The organism is Stenotrophomonas sp. Steno-C15, assembly GCF_056393265.1.
The window spans coordinates 12,914-31,349 of sequence record NZ_JBWJPF010000017.1 but is presented as its reverse complement, the minus strand read 5'-3'; the positions used below and the strand labels follow the sequence as shown (position 1 = coordinate 31,349).

The 18,436-nt window shown below is 65.9% G+C and carries 12 protein-coding genes; 4 read left to right on the top strand and 8 right to left on the bottom strand.

Going from position 1 to position 18,436, the window contains the following annotated elements; translation table 11 throughout:
- Window positions 1-24 precede the first annotated feature (24 nt).
- The 3 genes from lysS to AC06FB_RS13365 all read left to right on the top strand — a co-directional run bounded on the left by lysS (window position 25) and on the right by AC06FB_RS13365 (window position 5,598).
- Window positions 25-1,536 carry a lysine--tRNA ligase gene (gene lysS / locus AC06FB_RS13375; protein WP_053520221.1) on the top strand — a complete coding sequence of 504 codons (1,512 nt, stop codon included), beginning with the start codon at window positions 25-27 and terminating at the stop codon, window positions 1,534-1,536.
- 206 nt (window positions 1,537-1,742) lie between these two features.
- Window positions 1,743-2,882 carry a cyclic di-GMP phosphodiesterase response regulator RpfG gene (rpfG, locus tag AC06FB_RS13370; RefSeq protein ID WP_053520222.1) on the top strand — a complete coding sequence of 380 codons (1,140 nt, stop codon included), beginning with the start codon at window positions 1,743-1,745 and terminating at the stop codon, window positions 2,880-2,882.
- 1 nt (window position 2,883) lies between these two features.
- Window positions 2,884-5,598: a response regulator gene (locus AC06FB_RS13365; protein ID WP_478053770.1), complete on the top strand. Its 2,715-nt coding sequence runs from the start codon at window positions 2,884-2,886 to the stop codon at window positions 5,596-5,598.
- Between the two features lie 12 nt (window positions 5,599-5,610).
- On the opposite strand, the gene rpfF is transcribed toward AC06FB_RS13365, so the two are convergent.
- The 5 genes from rpfF to betI form a co-directional block, all read right to left on the bottom strand.
- Window positions 5,611-6,480, bottom strand: coding sequence for a diffusible signal factor synthase RpfF (gene rpfF / locus AC06FB_RS13360; RefSeq protein ID WP_053520223.1), 870 nt, complete (start codon window positions 6,478-6,480; stop codon window positions 5,611-5,613).
- A 205-nt stretch (window positions 6,481-6,685) separates the two neighbouring features.
- Window positions 6,686-8,362, bottom strand: coding sequence for a long-chain fatty acid--CoA ligase (locus AC06FB_RS13355; protein WP_065175618.1), 1,677 nt, complete (start codon window positions 8,360-8,362; stop codon window positions 6,686-6,688).
- A gap of 213 nt (window positions 8,363-8,575) precedes the next feature.
- Window positions 8,576-10,258 (bottom strand): choline dehydrogenase, encoded by a 1,683-nt coding sequence (betA, locus tag AC06FB_RS13350; RefSeq protein ID WP_197572222.1) that lies wholly within the window; start codon window positions 10,256-10,258, stop codon window positions 8,576-8,578.
- Window positions 10,259-10,346: 88 nt separating this feature from the next.
- Window positions 10,347-11,819: a betaine-aldehyde dehydrogenase gene (betB, locus tag AC06FB_RS13345; RefSeq protein ID WP_111186108.1), complete on the bottom strand. Its 1,473-nt coding sequence runs from the start codon at window positions 11,817-11,819 to the stop codon at window positions 10,347-10,349.
- A 40-nt stretch (window positions 11,820-11,859) separates the two neighbouring features.
- Window positions 11,860-12,450: a transcriptional regulator BetI gene (gene betI, locus AC06FB_RS13340; RefSeq protein ID WP_053520388.1), complete on the bottom strand. Its 591-nt coding sequence runs from the start codon at window positions 12,448-12,450 to the stop codon at window positions 11,860-11,862.
- Between the two features lie 169 nt (window positions 12,451-12,619).
- On the opposite strand from betI, the gene AC06FB_RS13335 reads away from it, so the two are divergent.
- Window positions 12,620-14,170, top strand: a complete 1,551-nt coding sequence (locus tag AC06FB_RS13335) for a BCCT family transporter (protein ID WP_128990539.1) — start codon at window positions 12,620-12,622, stop codon at window positions 14,168-14,170.
- Window positions 14,171-14,191: 21 nt separating this feature from the next.
- On the opposite strand, the gene AC06FB_RS13330 is transcribed toward AC06FB_RS13335, so the two are convergent.
- The 3 genes from AC06FB_RS13330 to acnA form a co-directional block, all read right to left on the bottom strand.
- Window positions 14,192-14,824, bottom strand: a complete 633-nt coding sequence (locus AC06FB_RS13330; protein WP_065175621.1) for an ATPase — start codon at window positions 14,822-14,824, stop codon at window positions 14,192-14,194.
- Window positions 14,824-15,198, bottom strand: a complete 375-nt coding sequence (locus AC06FB_RS13325) for a type II toxin-antitoxin system Phd/YefM family antitoxin (protein WP_053520391.1) — start codon at window positions 15,196-15,198, stop codon at window positions 14,824-14,826. The genes AC06FB_RS13330 and AC06FB_RS13325 overlap by 1 nt, the downstream gene beginning before the upstream one ends.
- A 460-nt stretch (window positions 15,199-15,658) precedes the next feature.
- Window positions 15,659-18,412, bottom strand: coding sequence for an aconitate hydratase AcnA (gene acnA, locus AC06FB_RS13320; RefSeq protein WP_193396855.1), 2,754 nt, complete (start codon window positions 18,410-18,412; stop codon window positions 15,659-15,661).
- Window positions 18,413-18,436: the final 24 nt, after the last annotated feature.

Sequence of the window (18,436 nt, the reverse complement as noted above, 5' to 3'; positions counted from 1 at the left end):
CAACTACACGATTCCCGCAGATCCATGAGCGAAGCTACCGAAACCCCTTCCGTCGACGAAAACAAGTTGATCGCCGAGCGCCGCGAGAAACTCAAAGCGCTGCGCGGGCAGGGGATCGCGTACCCGAACGACTTCCGTCGCGAGGACTTCGCCGGCCAGCTGCAGGACGAGTACAGCGACGCCGAAACCTGGACCGCCGAGGCCCTGGAAGCCAATGGCCGCCAGGTGCGCATGGCCGGACGCCTGATGGCCAAGCGCATCATGGGCAAGGCCAGCTTCGCCCAGATCCAGGACGAGTCCGGCCGCATCCAGCTGTTCCTGCAGGGCGCGGCCCTGGGCGATGACTACGCTGCTTTCAAGGGCTGGGACGTGGGTGACATCATCGCCGTCGAGGGCGGCCTGACCCGTACCCGCACCGGTGAACTGTCGGTCAAGGCCGCAACGATCCGACTGCTGACCAAGTCGCTGCGTCCGCTTCCGGACAAGTGGCATGGCCTGGCCGACGTCGAGCAGCGCTACCGCCAGCGTTACGTCGATCTGATCGTGACCCCGGAGTCGCGCGCGGTGTTCATCAAGCGCTCGAAGATCATCCGTGCCATGCGCGCGTGGCTGGACAACCGCGACTTCCTCGAAGTCGAGACGCCGATGATGCATTACATCCCCGGCGGTGCGGCGGCCAAGCCGTTCACCACCCATCACAACGCGCTGGACCTGGACCTGTACCTGCGCGTAGCGCCGGAGTTGTACCTGAAGCGCCTGACCGTCGGTGGCCTGGAGCGGGTGTACGAAATCAACCGCAATTTCCGCAATGAAGGCGTCAGCACCCGGCACAACCCGGAGTTCACCATGATGGAGCTGTACGAGGCCTACGCCACGTACAACGAGATCATGGACCTGACCGAAGGCGTGATCCGGGACGTGGCCAGGACGGTGAACGGCACTACCGAAGTGGAGTGGGACGGCGCGAAGATCGATCTCGGCCCGGCGTTCCGCCGCTGGCGGATGGACGAGGCCGTGCGGCACCACAATCCGGAGATCTCCGCTGCCGACTGCACCGACCGCGAAGCGCTGCTGCGGCACTGCGAGCGCCTGAAGATCAAGGTCAAGCCGTCCTACGGCTGGGGCAAACTGCTGCTGGAGATCTTCGAAGCCACCGTCGAGCACACCCTGATCCAGCCCACCTTCATCACCGATCATCCGGTGGAGGTCTCGCCGCTGGCGCGTGCCAACGACAACGACCCCGGCTACACCGATCGCTTCGAGCTGTTCGTGAACGGCAAGGAGCTTGCCAACGGCTTCTCCGAGCTGAACGACCCGGAGGATCAGGCCCAGCGTTTCCAGGCCCAGGTGGCCGCCAAGGAGGGGGGCGATGACGAGGCCATGCACTACGATGCCGACTACATCCGCGCGCTGGAGTACGGCATGGCGCCGACCGGCGGCCTCGGCATCGGCGTCGACCGCCTGGTGATGCTGCTGACCGGCAGCAGCTCCATCCGCGACGTGCTGCTGTTCCCGTACATGCGTCCGGAGCACTGAGCCGGGGTTTTGTGACTCCCGTTTGTGCGCGCCGTCCCGAAACGGGACGGCGCAATTGACGTCTCTGGCACTCGGCGTATCGTAATTGCACTACCTTGACGCCGGCTATGGCTTGATCGGTGACGGGGAAGAGCGCAATGTGGAGAGCCCGCTTCACAATGTGACCACGATCATGAACCGGGACGCATGACACGGGAGTCAGTCCGATGCAGGGTGCCAGCGTGCGCAGCGGCAGCGTTTCCACGCCTGCTGATGACCAAGCGTGGTCGAGAAACCAGGCGGAGTACACGTTGAACATCGTCATCGTCGATGACCAGACCTCCGCGCGGACGATGCTGCGGCACGTCATCGAGGACATTGCGCCGGAACTGAGCGTGCATGACTTCGGCGATCCCCTGACCGCGCTGGCCTGGTGCGAATCGCACCCGGTCGACCTGCTGCTGCTCGACTACCGCATGCCGGAAATGGACGGGCTGGAATTCGCCCGCCGCTTCCGGCGCCTGCCCAAACATCGCGACATCCCCGTGATCCTGATCACCGTGGTGGGCGACGAGCCGATCCGGCAGGCCGCGCTGGAGGCAGGCGTGATCGACTTCCTGGTCAAGCCGATCCGCCCGCGCGAACTGCGGGCGCGCTGCTACAACCTGCTGCAGCTGCGCCAGCAGACCGAGAACGTGAAACAGCGCGCGCTGTCACTGGAACAGCGCCTGCTCGCCAGCATGCACGAGGTCGAGGAGCGGGAGCGCGAGACCTTGTCGCGATTGGCTCGTGCGATCGAGTTTCGTGACGCCGGCACCAGTGCCTACCTGGAGCGGATGGCCCGCGTGGCCGGGCTTATCGCCGAGCAGCTGGGCCTGCCGGAAGACGAGGTACGGCTGATCGAGATGGCGGCGCCCCTGCACGACATGGGCAAGATCGCCATACCGGATGCGGTGCTGCTCAAGCAGGGCAAGCTCAATGAAGAGGAGCTGGCGATCATGCGCCGTCACCCGCGCATCGGCCATGAACTGCTCAGCGGCAGCCAGAACCGCTTCATCCAGGTCGGTGCGCTGATCGCGCTGCGCCACCATGAACGCTACGACGGCAGTGGTTACCCCGATGGGCTGGTAGGCGAAGCGATTCCACTGGAAGCGCGCATCGTTGCCGTCGCCGATGTCTTTGACGCCCTGATTTCCCCGCGTCCATACAAGGAAGCCTGGACGATGGAAGCAACGCTGGCCTATCTGTATGCCCAGCGTGGCCGCCTGTTCGACCCCCGCTGCGTGGATGCGCTGCTGCGGGGCCGCCAGCAACTGCTGGACATCTGCGCGCAGCACTCGACGGCCTCCACGCGACCGGGTGGATGAGATGCAGGACCTGTTCGCACGGCTGAAGCGCCGGCTGTCGCAGCGGCCCGACTCCGAGCACGGGCAGGTGATAGTGCGGATCGCGCTGATCTCGCTGATCCTGGTTTACGTACTGCTGTCCGGGGCCCGGATGCATCGCCTGGAGCAGTACCAGGGCGTGCTCGTGACCGTGCTGACCGGGCTGTCGATATCCCTGCTGCTGTTCGCCTGGTTGCTGTGGAAGCCGGGGCGCTCCGATGCGCGCAGGGTGGTCGGCATGGTCGCCGACTATGGGTTGATGACGGTCGGCATGGTGCAGATGGGCGAGCCTCTGGCCTGGGTCTATGCGGTGGTGATGTGGGTCACGGTGGGCAATGGCCTGCGCTTCGGCAACCGCTACCTGGGCGTGGCGATCGCCATGGCCCTGGTCAGCTTCGGTACCACCGTGCTGTTGACACCGTATTGGCGTGACAACCCCAGCCTGGCCGTGCCCCTGTGGCTGGGCCTGGTGGCGGTTCCGCTGTGCTGCTCCTCCCTGTTGCGACGACGGATGCGACATCCCCCCATGGACACTCCTGCCGTTGAATCCTCCCCGGCCCGGTCGCTGCTGGCCCGGGTGAAGCAACGGCTGTCCGGACGCGAGGACAGCGAGCACGCGCAGAACCTGATCCGCATCGTGATCACCGCGCTGTTCATCAGCTATCTCGGCTGGCGCTACCTGAGCGCGGGTGGCGAGACGCTGACCACGACGTGGCTGATCCTCGCCTTCGAGCTGGCCATCTCGGCGGGCCTGCTGGTGGCGATCCTGGTCGATCCCGGGGTGTCACACGTCCGCCGCGTGATCGGCATGCTGACCGACTACACGTGCATGGCCTGGATCATGGCCATTCAGGGTGAGCCGGCAGCTCCGCTGTACGCGGTGATGCTGTGGGTCACGATCGGCAACGGCATGCGCTACGGCAGCACCTACCTGCGGGTGGCAACCGCAATGGGGTGCCTGGCTTTCCTGTGTACCGTGATGCTGTCGCCCTACTGGCGCAGCCACGACTACCTCGGCTGGGGCCTGCTGCTGGGCCTGGGCGCGATTCCGCTGTACTTCGATTCGCTGCTGCATGCCTTGACCCGTGCGGTGGCCGAAGCGCGCCAGGCCAACGAAGCCAAGAGCCGTTTCCTGGCGAACATGAGCCACGAATTCCGTACGCCGCTCAACGGCCTGGCCGGCATGACCGAAGTGCTGGCCACCACGCGGCTGGATGAGGAGCAGCGCGAGTGCCTCAGCACCATCCAGGCGTCCACCCGCAGCCTGCTGGCGCTGGTGGAGGAGGTGCTGGACATCTCGGCGATCGAGGCGGGCAAGGTCCGGGTGGAATGGCATGAGTTCGCGCTGGCCGACGTGCTGCAGGCGATCAACCTGATCCTCACCCCGCAGACGCGTTCCAAGTCATTGGAGTATCGCGTCGACGTGGACGACAACGTTCCGCCACGGTTGTTCGGCGACGCCGGCCATCTGCAGCAGATTCTGCTGAATCTGATGGGCAACGCGGTGAAGTTCACCGACAGTGGCTTCGTCCATCTGCGTGTCAGCAGCCATGACGAGCGTGGCAGCGAGCGTGCCCGGCTGCGTTTCGAGATCCTCGACAGCGGCATCGGCGTACCCGTGGCCCTGCGCAGCCGCCTGTTCAACGCCTTCGAGCAGGCCGACGTCGGCCTGGCCCGCCGCCATGAAGGCACCGGACTGGGTACGGCGATCGCCAAGGGGCTGGTCGAATCGATGGGCGGGCAGGTCGGTTACCTGCCGAACACGCCGCGCGGCAGCGTGTTCTGGGTGGAAATCGCGCTGGACGTGGCGCCGACGCCGGACGTGCAGGGCGAGCTGCCGGAGGGCGGAAACGTCATTGCGTTCTCCAATCCATTCCTGCGCCATCGGGCCCGTGTACGCAGCCTGCGGGTGCTGGTTGCCGATGACCATGCCGCCAACCGCATGGTGCTGCAGCGGTTGCTCGAGAAGGCCGGCCACAAGGTCACATGCGTCAATGGTGGGGTCGAGGTGCTCGACGCTCTCGAGCAGGCCAATTACGACGCAGCCATCGTTGATCTGCACATGCCCGGCATGAGCGGCCTGGACCTGCTCAAGCAGCTGCGGGTGATGCAGGCCAGTGGCCTGCCGTATGTGCCGGTGATGGTGCTCAGCGCCGATGTCACCCCGGAATCCATCCTGCGCTGTGAGCAGGCAGGTGCACGTGCATTCCTGGCCAAGCCGGTCGTCGCGACGCGTCTGCTGGAGGTGTTGGCCGATGTGGCCGCCAACACGCGCACCGAGCCGGGCATCCAGTCGGTACCGGCCATGGAGGTCGGTGACGGCGTACTCGACACCGCCGTGCTGGACGAGCTGGCGTCACTGGGCATGGGCGATGGCTTCGAACGCAAGTTCATCGACCAGTGCCTGGTCGATGTGGACGCGAGCATGGCGCAGATGCAGGCCTGTGGCGAGCGGCTGGACTGGGAGGACTTCCGCGAACACGCCCACGCCCTGCGTGGCGTGGCGAGCAACCTGGGCCTGGTCCAGGTTGCTGCCGCCAGTGGCGAGATGATGCGCATGGCCGACTGGCAATTGAAGGCCGAGTGGACAATGCGCCTGTCCAGCCTGGTAGGTGCACTGCGCATCGGCAGGAAAGCGCTGGCGTCCCGCGTCGCAGGCATCCAGCAACGCGACGACGGGGAACGCACGCCCTCCTGACCGCGAGGTCTGTCAGCCCGCCTCGCCATTGCGGCGGGCCTGGGCGCGGACCAGCCGGTCCATGGTCCGCAGCGACTTCTCGCCCAACTGCATGGCGGTGTCGACCCAGATCTCGGTGATGCGCATCATTTCGTGCAGCGGCACCATGGTGGCGATCTCGTTCACTTCGCGCATGGCCGCCCAGGCGTGCGGAATGCGCCGGCTGTCCCGGATCACCTGTTCGACCGCCGCAACGCCTTCGCCCACCGGCACGACGACATCCACCAGGCCCATGTCCTTCAACTGCCGGGCGGTGAAGAGGTTGCCCTCCAGCATGATCTTCTCGGCCAGCCGCGGGCTGACCCGCTGGCACAGGAAGGAGTAGGCGCCCATGCCCGGGAACAGGTCGAACAGCACCTCCGGCAGTCCCATCAGCACGCCTTCTTCGGCGACGATGGTATGGCAGCTCAGCGCGGCCTCGAAGCCGCCGCCCAGTGCATTGCCCTGGACCAGCGCGATGCTGTGGGCGCGTGCGCCCAGCCCGGCGTGGAACGCATGCACGCCGCGCACGCAGCGCTGCGCATAGTCGAGCAGGCGGGCACGGTCGCCCTCGCGGATCAGCCGGCAGAACAGTTCGAGGTCACCGCCCAGGTTGAATACGTCACTATCGGAGGCCAGGACCACGTGAGGCGAGAGAACGTGGGCGGCACTGAGACGGTCTCCCAGTTCACGCTGATAGTCGACGATGTCGTCTACCAGGCGTGAGGCAAAGCACGGGCGGCCCGGCTGGTTGACCAGGTTGGCATGCATGTGGATCCAGTAGACATCCCGTTCGGTTTCCTCGGTGATGCGCAGGGTCGGGTGCTGCGACGGACGGGTGATGATGGGGCGTACTGCAGACATGGGTGTTCTCCGAGTGACCGTCCGGCCAACCGCAGAGCGGACGGAGAGATGGAATGTGAGGGAGTGGGCGGAACGTGCGGTGGCGAGTGATTCTATGCACCGCTCGTGAACCGCCTGCAAGCGGCCGCCGCCCGTGCTGGCCGCCAACGAAAAGGGCCCCGCCGTCGCCGGCGGGGCCCTGAGCTGCGTCGAACCGTGGAAACCCTTACTGTGCGGGCGTATCGCGCAGCTCGCGACGGAGGATCTTGCCGACATTGGTCTTCGGCAGTTCCTTGCGGAACTCCACGATGCGCGGGTGCTTGTAACCGGTCAGATTTGCCCGGGCATGCTCCTTGACCATTTCGGCGGTCAGGTTCGGATCCTTCTTCACGATCACCACCTTGACCACTTCGCCGGACTTCTCGTCCGGCACGCCGACCGCGGCCACTTCCAGCACGCCCGGCATCATCGCGATGACGTCTTCGACCTCGTTCGGATACACATTGAAGCCGGACACCAGGATCATGTCCTTCTTGCGGTCGACGATGTAGAAGAAACCCCGTTCATCCATCTTCGCCATGTCGCCGGTATGCAGCCAGCCGTCGCTGTCGATCGCCTGGGCGGTCTCTTCGGGGCGCTGCCAGTAGCCCTTCATCACCTGCGGGCCCTTGATGCACAGCTCGCCCACTTCACCCAGCGGCAGGATGTTGCCGTTGTCGTCCTTGATGCACGCATCGGTGGACGGGATCGGCAGGCCGATGGAGCCGTTGTACTCCGGCAGGGTAAGCGGGTTGATGCAGGCGGCCGGCGAGGTTTCGGTCAGGCCGTAGGCCTCGACCAACGTCACCCCGGTAACCTTCTTCCAGCGCTCGGCCACAGCGCGCTGCACCGCCATGCCGCCGCCCAGGGTGAACTTCACCGACGAGAAATCGATCTCATCGAAACCGGGCGTATTGAGCAGACCGTTGAACAGCGTGTTGACGCCGGTGATGGCGGTGAAGCGCGTGCCCTTGAGCTCCTTGACGAAGCCCTTCATGTCGCGCGGATTGGTGATCAGATGATTGCAGCCGCCGAACTTCATGAAGACCAGACCGTTCGCGGTCAACGCGAAGATGTGGTACAGCGGCAGCGCGGTGATGATCACTTCCTTGCCCGGCTCGATGCCGGAGGTCGACAGCCATGCCGAGGCCTGCTGCATGTTGGCGATCAGGTTGCGGTTGGTCAGCATCGCGCCCTTGGCCACGCCGGTGGTGCCGCCGGTGTACTGCAGGAACGCCACGTCGTCGTGGTCGATCTCGACCTCGGGCAGGGTGTGGCGGCTGCCGAGCTTGAGTGCCTGCTTGAAGCGGATGGCGCCCTTCACGTGATAGTTGGGCACCATCTTCTTGACGTACTTCAGTACGAAGTTGACGATCGCGCCCTTCGCGCCGAGCAGATCGCCCAGACCGGTGGTGACCACCTGCCTGACCGGCGTGTCGGCGATGACCTGCTGGACGGTGTCGCCGAAGTTGTCGACCACCACCAGCACCGAGGCGCCGGCGTCGACCAGCTGGTGCTTGAGTTCGCGTGCGGTATACAGCGGGTTGACGTTGACCACGGTCAGGCCCGCACGCAGCACGCCGAAGGTGGCGACCGGGTACTGCAGGCAGTTGGGCATCATCAGGGCGACGCGGTCGCCCTTCTTGAGCTTGAGCTCACCCAGCAGGTAGGCCGCGAACTGGTCAACCAGCGCATCGGTCTCGCCATAGGTGAGGACCTTGCCGAAACTGGAGTAGGCGGGGCGGTCGCGGTACTTGGCGACGGAGGCGTCGAAGACGGAGGCTACCGAATGGAATTCGTTGACGTCGATCTCGGCGGGAACGCCTTTCGGATAGCTCTGCAGCCAGGGACGATCCAGACTCATATTCCCCCTCCAGGAATCGTGATTGTTGGGTCCGACCCTGAGCGTACTGACAGCGGCCGGTCATTGCAGCATACCCCGCCGTAGGGGAAACGCGAAGAGGGCATCGCGCGACGGCCTGTGCGATCGCGTCAAATGCCGCCGGGCATGGCCCCGCGCCACCGAACTGGCAGCGCTGGGCCATGCCCGGCGGGTGTTTCAGGGTGCGTGCGGTGCTCAGCCCTGCCTGCGCACCGGCGCACCATTGGCCTTGTAGTAGGGCGCGGTGCTGCGGGGCAGCGGCGCACGGCCGCGGATCACGTCGGCGAGCTTTTCGGCGATCATGATGGTCGGCGCGTTGAGATTGCCGGTCACCACCTGCGGCATGATCGAGGCGTCGACGATGCGCAGGGCCTCCAGACCATGCACGCGGCCCTGGCCGTCCACCACCGCCATCGGATCATCGGCGTGGCCCATCTTGTTGGAGCAGGACGGGTGGTATGCCGTTTCAGCATGCTCACGGACGAACGCGTCGATCTGCGCATCGGTCTGCAGTGCACTGCCCGGCGAAATCTCGCGGCCGCTGTATGGAGCCAGTGCCGGCTGCGCGAAGATCTCGCGGGTGATGCGGATCGCCGCGCGGAACTCGCGCCAGTCCTGGTCGTGCGACATGTAGTTGAACAGGATGCTCGGATGCTCGCGCGGATCTTTGGAGCGGACATGGATGCGGCCCCGGCTGGGCGAGCGCATCGAGCCGACATGCATCTGGAAGCTGTGTGCCTTGATCGGATTGGACCCGTTGTAGTTGATGGCCACCGGCAGGAAGTGATACTGCAGGTTGGGCCAGTCGAACTCGGCATCGCTGCGGATGAAGCCGCCGGCTTCGAACTGGTTGCTGGCGCCGATACCGGTGCCCAGGAACAGCCATTCAGCGCCGATTGCCGGCTGGTTGTACAGCTTCAGCGCCGGCGCCAACGAGACCGGCTTCTTGCATTCGTACTGGAGATACATCTCCAGGTGATCCTGCAGATTGGCGCCGACGCCCGGCAGGTGATGCACCAGCTCGATGTCGAGGCTGCGCAGCAGATCGGCCGGGCCCACGCCGGAGCGCTGCAGGATCTGTGGCGAGGCGATGGCGCCGCCGCACAACAGCACCTCGCGGCGGGCAGTGGCACGCTGCGGCTGGTCGTTGCGCAGCCACTGCACGCCCACCGCGCGCTTGCCGGAGAACAGGATGCGGTCGGTCAGCGCGTGGGTGACGATGGTCAGGTTCGGGCGCGGCCTGGCCAGATCCAGATAGCCGCGGGCGGTGCTGGAGCGGCGGCCCTTCGGCGTGACCGTGCGGTCCATCGGGCCGAAGCCTTCCTGCTGGTAGCCGTTGAGGTCATCGGTGCGCGGATAGCCTGCCTGCACGCCGGCTTCAACCATGGCTGCGAACAGTTCGTTGTTGCCGGCCTTGGGGGTGGTCACCCGCAGCGGGCCATCGCCCCCGTGGTAATCGTTGGGGCCGATGTCGCGGGTCTCGGCCTTGCGGAAGTAGGGCAGGCAGTCCAGATAGGTCCAGTCGTCCAGGCCGGGCATGCTCGCCCAGTTGTCGTAGTCCATCGCGTTGCCGCGGATGTAGCACATGCCGTTGATCAGCGACGAACCGCCCAGGCCTTTGCCACGGCCGCAGTCCATGCGGCGGTTGTTCATGAAGGGCTCTGGATCGGTCTTGTAGGCCCAGTTGTAGCGCTTGCCCTGCAGCGGAAACGCCAGCGCCGCCGGCATCTGGGTGCGGAAGTCGAGCCGGTAGTCCGGGCCACCCGCTTCCAGCAGCAGTACGCTCACATCGGCATCTTCGGTCAGGCGGGTGGCCAGCACGTTGCCGGCCGAACCGGCGCCGATGATGATGTAGTCGTACTCGTTATGGGTGCTCATGGTTGTTCTCCTTCAGGCCGGGACACGCTGCAAACAGGCGTCCCGGCGGAATGTCGGATCGGCGCGGTGGCCGGACGAGGGGCGCGGCTCAGAACACGCTGGCGTAGTCGCCCAGTTCGACCTGCACCGACTTGATGCGGGTGTAGTGGCCCAGGGTCGAGAGGCCGTTCTCGCGGCCGACACCGGACTCCTTGTAGCCACCCACCGGCATTTCGGCTGGCGATTCGCCCCAGGTGTTGATCCAGCAGATGCCGGCTTCCAGGCGATGGATGATGCGGTGGGCGCGGCTGATGTCCTTGCTGACCACGCCGGCGGCGAGGCCGAAGGTGGTGTCGTTGGCGCGGCGGACCACTTCATCTTCGCTGTCATAGGCAAGGATGCTCATGACCGGCCCGAAGATCTCTTCCTTGACGATGGTCATGTCGTCGCGGCAGTCGGAGAACACGGTCGGCAGCACATAGGCGCCCTGGGCCAGCGTGCCGTCGGTGGCACGGCCGCCGCCGATCAGCAGGCGCGCGCCTTCGGTCTTGCCGCTTTCGATGTAGCGCAGCACGTTCTCCATGTGCGGGAAGCTGGTCAGCGGGCCGAAGTTGGTGCCCGCAGCCATCGGATCGCCGATGCGGATGCGCTTGACGCGCTCGACCACGGCGGCCTCGAACGCGGCCAGCATGCCGCGCGGCACAAACACGCGGGTGCCATTGGTGCACACCTGGCCGGAGCTGAAGAAATTGGCCATCACCGCGATGTCGGCGGCGCGGTCGAGATCGGCGTCATCGCAGATCACCAGCGGCGATTTGCCGCCCAGTTCCATGGTCACTTCCTTCAGCGAGGAGGAGGCGGCTGCAGCCATCACCTTCTTGCCGGTGGCCACGCCGCCGGTGAAGGAGATCTTCTCGATCACCGGATGTTCGGTGAGCCAGTTGCCGATTTCGCGACCGGGGCCCTGCACGACATTGAACACGCCGGCCGGCACGCCGGCTTCGGTGTAGATCTCGGCAAGCCGGATGGCGGTCAGCGGCGTGACCTCGGACGGCTTGAACACCATTGCATTGCCGGCGGCCAGCGCCGGCGCCGACTTCCACAGGGCGATCTGGATCGGGTAGTTCCAGGCACCGATGCCGGCGACCACGCCCAGCGGTTCACGGCGGGTGTAGAAGAAGCTGGATTCGCGCAGCGGCAGCTGGATGCCTTCGATGGCGGTCGCCAGGCCGGCGTAATACTCCAGCACATCGGCGCCGGTGACGATGTCCACCGTGGTGGTTTCCGCCAGCGCCTTGCCGGTATCGAGCGTTTCCAGGCGGGCCAGTTCGTCATTGCGCTCGCGCAGGATCTCCACGGCGCGGCGCAGGATGCGCGAACGTTCCATGGCGGTCATTGCCGCCCATGCCTTCTGGCCTTCGGTGGCGCTTTCGACGGCGCGTTCGACGTCGGCCTGGCTGGCGACCTGCACCTCGGCGATGACCTCACCGGTGGCGGGGTTGACCGTGGCGAAGGTCTTGCCGCTGGTGGCATCGACCCGGCGGCCATGGATGTAGAGCTGTTGGACGGGCAGGGTGGTCATGGGGCGTACTCCTCGAAAGGGGGCGGGAAGCTGAAAGCGCTTATAGCGCGTCGGCCTGCAACTGGAAGTCGATGTAGCCGTAGGCGATGCGTCGGGCCTTGTCAGCATCGAAGGCGCCGCCGACCAGGCTGCCGCGCAGCCAGAGGCCATCGATCATCGCGGCCAGGCCGCGGGCGGCGAGGCGTGCCTGTGGGCGTGGCAGCACGCGGTTGAACTGGTGGCACAGGTTGGAGAACAGGCGCTGGTCGTTGGCATGCTGCAGGCGCGCCAGTTCCGGCTGGTGCATGCTCGCGGCCCAGAAGGTGAGCCAGACACGCATCGCGGTGCCATTGATCTGGCTGTCATCGAAGTTGCCATCGACGATGGCGCGTAGCTGGTCGCGGGGATCGTCGCCGACCCCGGCCCGGCAGCGGGCGACCGCGTCCCGCAGTTCGCGCAGGATCTGCCGCATCGCAGCGTTGAGCAGGCCGTCCTTGTCGCCGAAGTAATGGGCGACGATGCCGCTGGACAGCCCGGCCTTCCTGGCGATGGTGGCGACGGTGGCATCGGCCATGCCCATCTCGTCGATGGTCTGGAAAGTGGCCCGGATCAACTGTTCGCGACGGACCGGCTCCACGCCCTTCTTCGGCATTGTCTCTCCACGGATTGCGACCCGAGGCGTCGGGTTGGCCATCATTATGCTTTTTATTGATTGAACGTTCAATCAATAAACCCTAGGATGCGCTCGCGCCCCACGCCATGGGCCCGGTTTCCCGGTCCGGCCCCGCCCATGTGCTCCTTCGGACTGATGAGACGATCCCATGTCTTCCCAGGCTCACCCCAAGCGCTCGCCCCTGCGCTTGAACCGCTTTGTCTTCCTCAGCTCCTCGGTGTCGATCGGCATTCTCGGGCTGCTCACCGTCCTCTATCCCGATGCCAGCGAGCACTGGCTGCAATGGGCGCAGGCCGAGATCTCGGCTGCGTTCGGCGCGTGGTACATGCTGCTGGTCGTGCTGTGCCTGGGATTCGTACTGTGGCTGGCGTTCTCGCCCTATGGCCGTATCCGCCTGGGCCACAACGAGGAATCGCCCGCCTTCGGCTACGTCGCGTGGGTGTCGATGCTGTTCTCGGCGGGTATCGGTATCGCACTGCTGTACTACGGCGCCTATGAGCCGCTGGACCATTTCCTCAATCCGCCGGGCCAGCCGGGCGGCACGGTGGCGGCCGGGCGCGAGGCGATGGTGCTGACCTTCCTGCACTGGGGCCTGCATGGCTGGGCGCTGTACGCGCTGGTCGGGGTGGCGCTGGGCTATTTCGCCTATCGCCGCAACCTGCCGCTGGCATTGCGCTCGGCGCTGTATCCGATCTTCGGTGAGCGCATCCATGGCCGCATCGGCGACATGGTCGATGGCTTCGGCATTCTCGCCACGCTGATCTCCATGGTCACCAATCTCGGCATCGGTGCGCTGGTGGTGCAGTCCGGCCTGGTCTATCTGTTCCACATCCCGGACACACCGCAGGTGCTGGTCGCGATCGTGCTGGTGATGATGGTGGTGGCCACCATCGGCGTGGTGGCGGGGGTCGAGAAGGGCATCGCCTGGCTGTCCAACCTCAACGTGCGCCTGTTGTGCGCGCTGTTGCTGTTCGTGCTGGTTACCGGCCCGACCCTGCATCTGTTCGATGGCCTGGTGCAGAACACGGGCGACTATCTCGGCGCATTCGTGCGCAAGAGCTTCGACATGTATCTCAACGATCCGCAGGGCCGCGCCTGGATGGGTTCCTGGACGCTGTTCTACTGGGCGTGGTGGATCGCCTGGGCGCCGTTCGTGGGCCTGTTCGTGGCACGCATCTCGCGCGGCCGCACCATCCGCGAGGTAGTGATGGGCGTGCTGTTGATACCGCTCGGCTTCACGCTGGCGTGGCTGTCGATCTTCGGCAACACCGCCATCGACCTGGTGCTCAACCATGGCCAGGCGGTGCTGGGGCAGGTGGCGCAGCACGATGCAGCGATGACCCTGTTCAAGCTGCTGGAGTACCTGCCCGGCGCACCATATGTAGCCGGTGCCGCAGTGGTGATCGGTTTCGTACTGTTCCTGACCCCGGTCGATTCGGGCACGCTGATGATCGCCAACCTGTGCACCCGCCGTGTCGACGACGGGGTGGAGGATGGTCACGATGCGCCGATCTGGCTGCGCGTGTTCTGGGCGGTGGGCATCACCGTGGCCAGCATCGGCCTGCTGCTGGCGGGCAACTTCAGCGCGATGCAGACGGCCGTGGTCCTGTGCGGTCTACCGTTCTCGTTCACCCTGGCGTTCTACATGCTGGGCCTGCTGCGCGCATTGCGCACCGATCCGGACGCGCCGCGGCGCTGAGCGCACTGCCGGCCCTTGGCATTACAGGCGCAGGGCGGCTTCCAGCAGAGCTGTCGCCCATGGGGGCGTGCGCTGCAGCTGCTGCAGGTCATCGGCGGCCGGCCATTGCAGGTGGCCGTCCTCCATCTGCAGCAGCAGCTGTGGATCGGGCACGGCCTCGCCCGGCGCGGCGTCGGCGCTGTTGTCGTAGACCTGCAGCTGCGCCAGCACCGGCATCAGCCCGATCAGGTTCTGCTGCGCCAGCGGCCAGCGGCGGCGGATGTCGACTTCGGAAATGGGGTGGCCACCGGCCTGCACCCGTGCGCGTACCCGGGCGATGTGCTGCTCCGGGCTGGACAGTCCACAGAACCACATCAGCACGTCATGGGTGCGGCTGGCCTCACGCAGCAGGGCGGTGATCGAGTTGCCCCCCAGCGTGGTCTCGAAGGCATGGTTGCGGGCGTGATCCAGGGCGTCGCGGATACGGTTGACACCCTCCTGCCAGGCTTCGGCATTGGCCTCCATGGCGTCCAGGCCGGCCCGCTCGCGCAGCCCGCGGGCGAACGTATCGGGGTTGAACCATTCCAGGCCGGCTTCGCGCAGCACGTGGCCACCCACCGAACTCTTGCCGGCGCCATTGACGCCGGCAAGCACATACAGGAACGGGCGTGGCATCAGTGGCCCGTGCCCGCCTTGACCTGGCCCTTCAGGCGGGCAGGGCGACGCAGCAGCGCGCGTGCAGCATCACCGGCCTGGGCGTGCTGCAGCACCGCCAGGCGCTGGTCGAAGCCGGCACGCAGATCCGCCAGGGCCGGGTCCTGCCCACGCAGTTCCTCCAGCGAGCTTTCCAGCGCTTCGACCTTGGCCTGCAGCGCACGGTACTGCTCGATGGAAACGATCACCGCCTGCGGTTCGTTGTGATTGGTGACCACCACCATGTGCTGGTCGCGCACTTCCTGCATGACCTTGCGCCAATGTTCCTTCACCGACGAGGCGGTGGTGTGGGTCAGCTCGTTGATCGGGTCGAAGCGGACGGGGGCGTGCAGCATGGCGGTGCTCCAGGGGACCTGTGCGATCACCTTACGCCTGTTTCATGCAAATTGCATGAATGGTGAAAAATATCAAAAATATGATTCATGGGCGATTCGGCCCCGGCGGTAACGCCGGGGCCGGGCTTCCGCCTGCCGGATGCCGCGCGCCGGGTCAGCGGGCAGCCAGCTGACGCAGCACGTACTGCAGCAGGCCGCCGTGGTGGGCGAGGAGGCGCGGTTGCGAACCACCGGTTCGCGCGCCTCCGCAGCGCCCCGGCGGTAACGCCGGGGCCGGGCTTCCGCCCGCCGGATGCCGCCCGCCGGGTCAGCGGGCAGCCAGCTGACGCAGCACGTACTGCAGCAGGCCGCCGTGGTGGGCGAGGAGGCGCGGTTGCGAACCACCGGTTCGCGCGCCTCCGCAGCGCCCCGGCGGTGACGCCGGGGCCGGGCTTCCGCCCGCCGGATGCCGCGCGCCGGGTCAGCGGGCAGCCAGCTGACGCAGCACGTACTGCAACAGGCCGCCGTGGCGGAAGTATTCCACTTCCTTCGGTGTCAGCAGCATCACCGACACCTCGAAGCGCTTCTGCGTGCCATCGGCCCGGGTCGCGGTGACCGCGGCGCGCTTGCTGGCACCGTCCTCCAGGCCGGTGATGTCGATGACTTCCGAGCCATCCAGCCCCAGCGACTGCGCGTTCTCACCATTGCGGAACTGCAGCGGCAGCACGCCCATGCCGACCAGGTTGGAGCGGTGGATGCGCTCGAAGCTCTCGGCGATGACCGCCTTCACGCCCAGCAGCAGGGTGCCCTTGGCGGCCCAGTCGCGCGACGAACCGGTGCCGTACTCCTTCCCGGCCAGCACGACCAGCGGCACCTTGTCGGCCTTGTACTTCATCGCCGCGTCGTAGATCGCCAGCTTCTCCGGCTGACCACCGCCGGCCGGGTAGTACAGGGTGTTGCCACCCTCCTCGCCGCCGAACATCAGGTTCTTGATGCGGATGTTGGCGAAGGTGCCGCGGACCATCACGTCATCATTGCCGCGGCGGCTGCCGTAGCTGTTGAAGTCGGCGGGCTGCACGCCCCGGGCCTGCAGGTAACGCCCCGCGGGCGAATCCTTCTTGATGTTGCCGGCCGGCGAGATATGGTCGGTGGTGATCGAGTCGCCGAACAGACCCATCACACGCGCGCCATGCACGTCGTCGATGCTGCCGGTCTGCATGGTCATGCCATCGAAGTACGGTGGGTTCTTGATGTAGGTGGAGTCATCGCTCCACTCGTACAGATTGCCGTCCGGCGAGGCGATGGTGTTCCAGCGCGTATCGCCCTTGAACACGTCGGCGTAGTTCTGCTTGAACATCTCCGGGCCGATGGTGGCGGCGATGACATCGCCGATTTCCTTGTTGCTCGGCCAGATGTCGCGCAGGTAGACCGGCTGGCCGTCGCTGCCGGTGCCCAGCGGCTGGGTGGTCAGATCGATGTCGGTGGTGCCGGCGATGGCGTAGGCGACCACCAGTGGCGGGCTGGCCAGGTAGTTCATCTTCACTTCGGGATGCACGCGGCCTTCGAAATTACGGTTGCCCGACAGCACGGAGGTCACCACCAGGTCACCGGCGGCGATGCCGGCACTGACCTCGGTCGGCAGCGGGCCGGAGTTGCCGATGCAGGTGGTGCAGCCGTAGCCGACCACGTAGAAGCCGATCTTCTCCAGCTCCTTCAGCACCCCGGCCTTTTCCAGATAGTCGGTGACCACGCGCGAGCCTGGGCCCAGCGAAGTCTTCACCCAGGGCTTGCGATCCAGGCCCTTGGCCGCCGCGTTGCGCGCCAGCAGGCCGGCACCGATCATCACCGCCGGGTTGGACGTGTTGGTACAGGAGGTGATCGCGGCGATGACCACCGCGCCATCCTTCAGGCGGACCTTCCGGCCTTCGATCTCGATGTCGGCGAAGCCCTTGGCCAGCTGTTCGTTGCCGACCGCTGTGCCGCCGCCCTCGTTGAGGAAGGAGGCCACATCGTCGCTGCGCTTGTCACGGTTGCTGGTCAGGCCGACCAGGGCTTCGCGGTAGTTCTTCTGCACGTCTTCCAGCAGCACGCGGTCCTGCGGGCGCTTCGGTCCGGCCAGTGACGGCTTCACCGTGCCCATGTCCAGCTCCAGCGTGGTGCTGTACTGGGCATGGGGGCTGTCCGGTTCATGCCACAGGCCCTGCGCCTTGGCGTAGGCCTCGACCAGTTCGATCTGTTCTTCGCTGCGACCGGACAGGCGCAGGTAGTTCAGTGATTCGGCGTCGATCGGGAAGATGCCGCAGGTGGCGCCGTATTCCGGTGCCATGTTGCCGATCGTGGCGCGGTCGGCCAGTGGCAGGTGCTGCAGGCCATCGCCATAGAATTCGACGAACTTGCCGACCACGCCCAGCTTGCGCAGCATCTGGGTGACGGTCAGCACCAGGTCGGTGGCGGTGGCGCCCTCAGGCAGCCGGCCGGTGAGCTTGAAGCCGACCACCTGCGGGATCAGCATCGACGACGGCTGGCCCAGCATGGCCGCTTCGGCTTCGATGCCGCCCACGCCCCAGCCAAGCACGCCGATGCCGTTGATCATCGTGGTGTGGCTGTCGGTACCGAACACGGTGTCCGGGTAGGCCACAGCCCTGCCATCCTTGTCCGCGGTCATCACCACGCGGGCCAGGTTCTCCAGGTTCACCTGGTGGACGATGCCGGTGTTGGGCGGCACCACCTTGAAGTTGTCGAACGCCTTCTGGCCCCAGCGCAGGAACCCGTAGCGTTCCTGGTTGCGCTGGAATTCGATCTTGCCATTGAGATCGAGCGCGTCCGGCTTGCCGAACACATCGACCTGTACCGAATGGTCGATCACCAGTTCCGAAGGGATCTGCGGGTTGATCTGTTCCGGCTTGCCGCCCAGCTTGACCACCGCATCGCGCATGGCGGCCAGATCGACGACACACGGTACGCCGGTGAAGTCCTGCAGGACCACGCGCGCGGGCATGAAGGCGATTTCGGTGTCCGGCTCGGCCGCCGGGCTCCAGCGGGCAACGGCCTCGATGTGCTCCTTGCCGACGGTGACGCCGCCGTCTTCGTGCCGGAGCAGATTCTCCAGCAGGATCTTCATCGAGTAGGGAAGGTGGGAGATGTCGAAGCGCTGGCCCAGTGTGGGCAGGCTGAAGTAGTCGTAGGTCTTGCCGCCGACGTCCAGCTGGCTGCGGGTGGAGAACGAATCGCTCATGCGGGATGACTCCTTCTTGCGGAT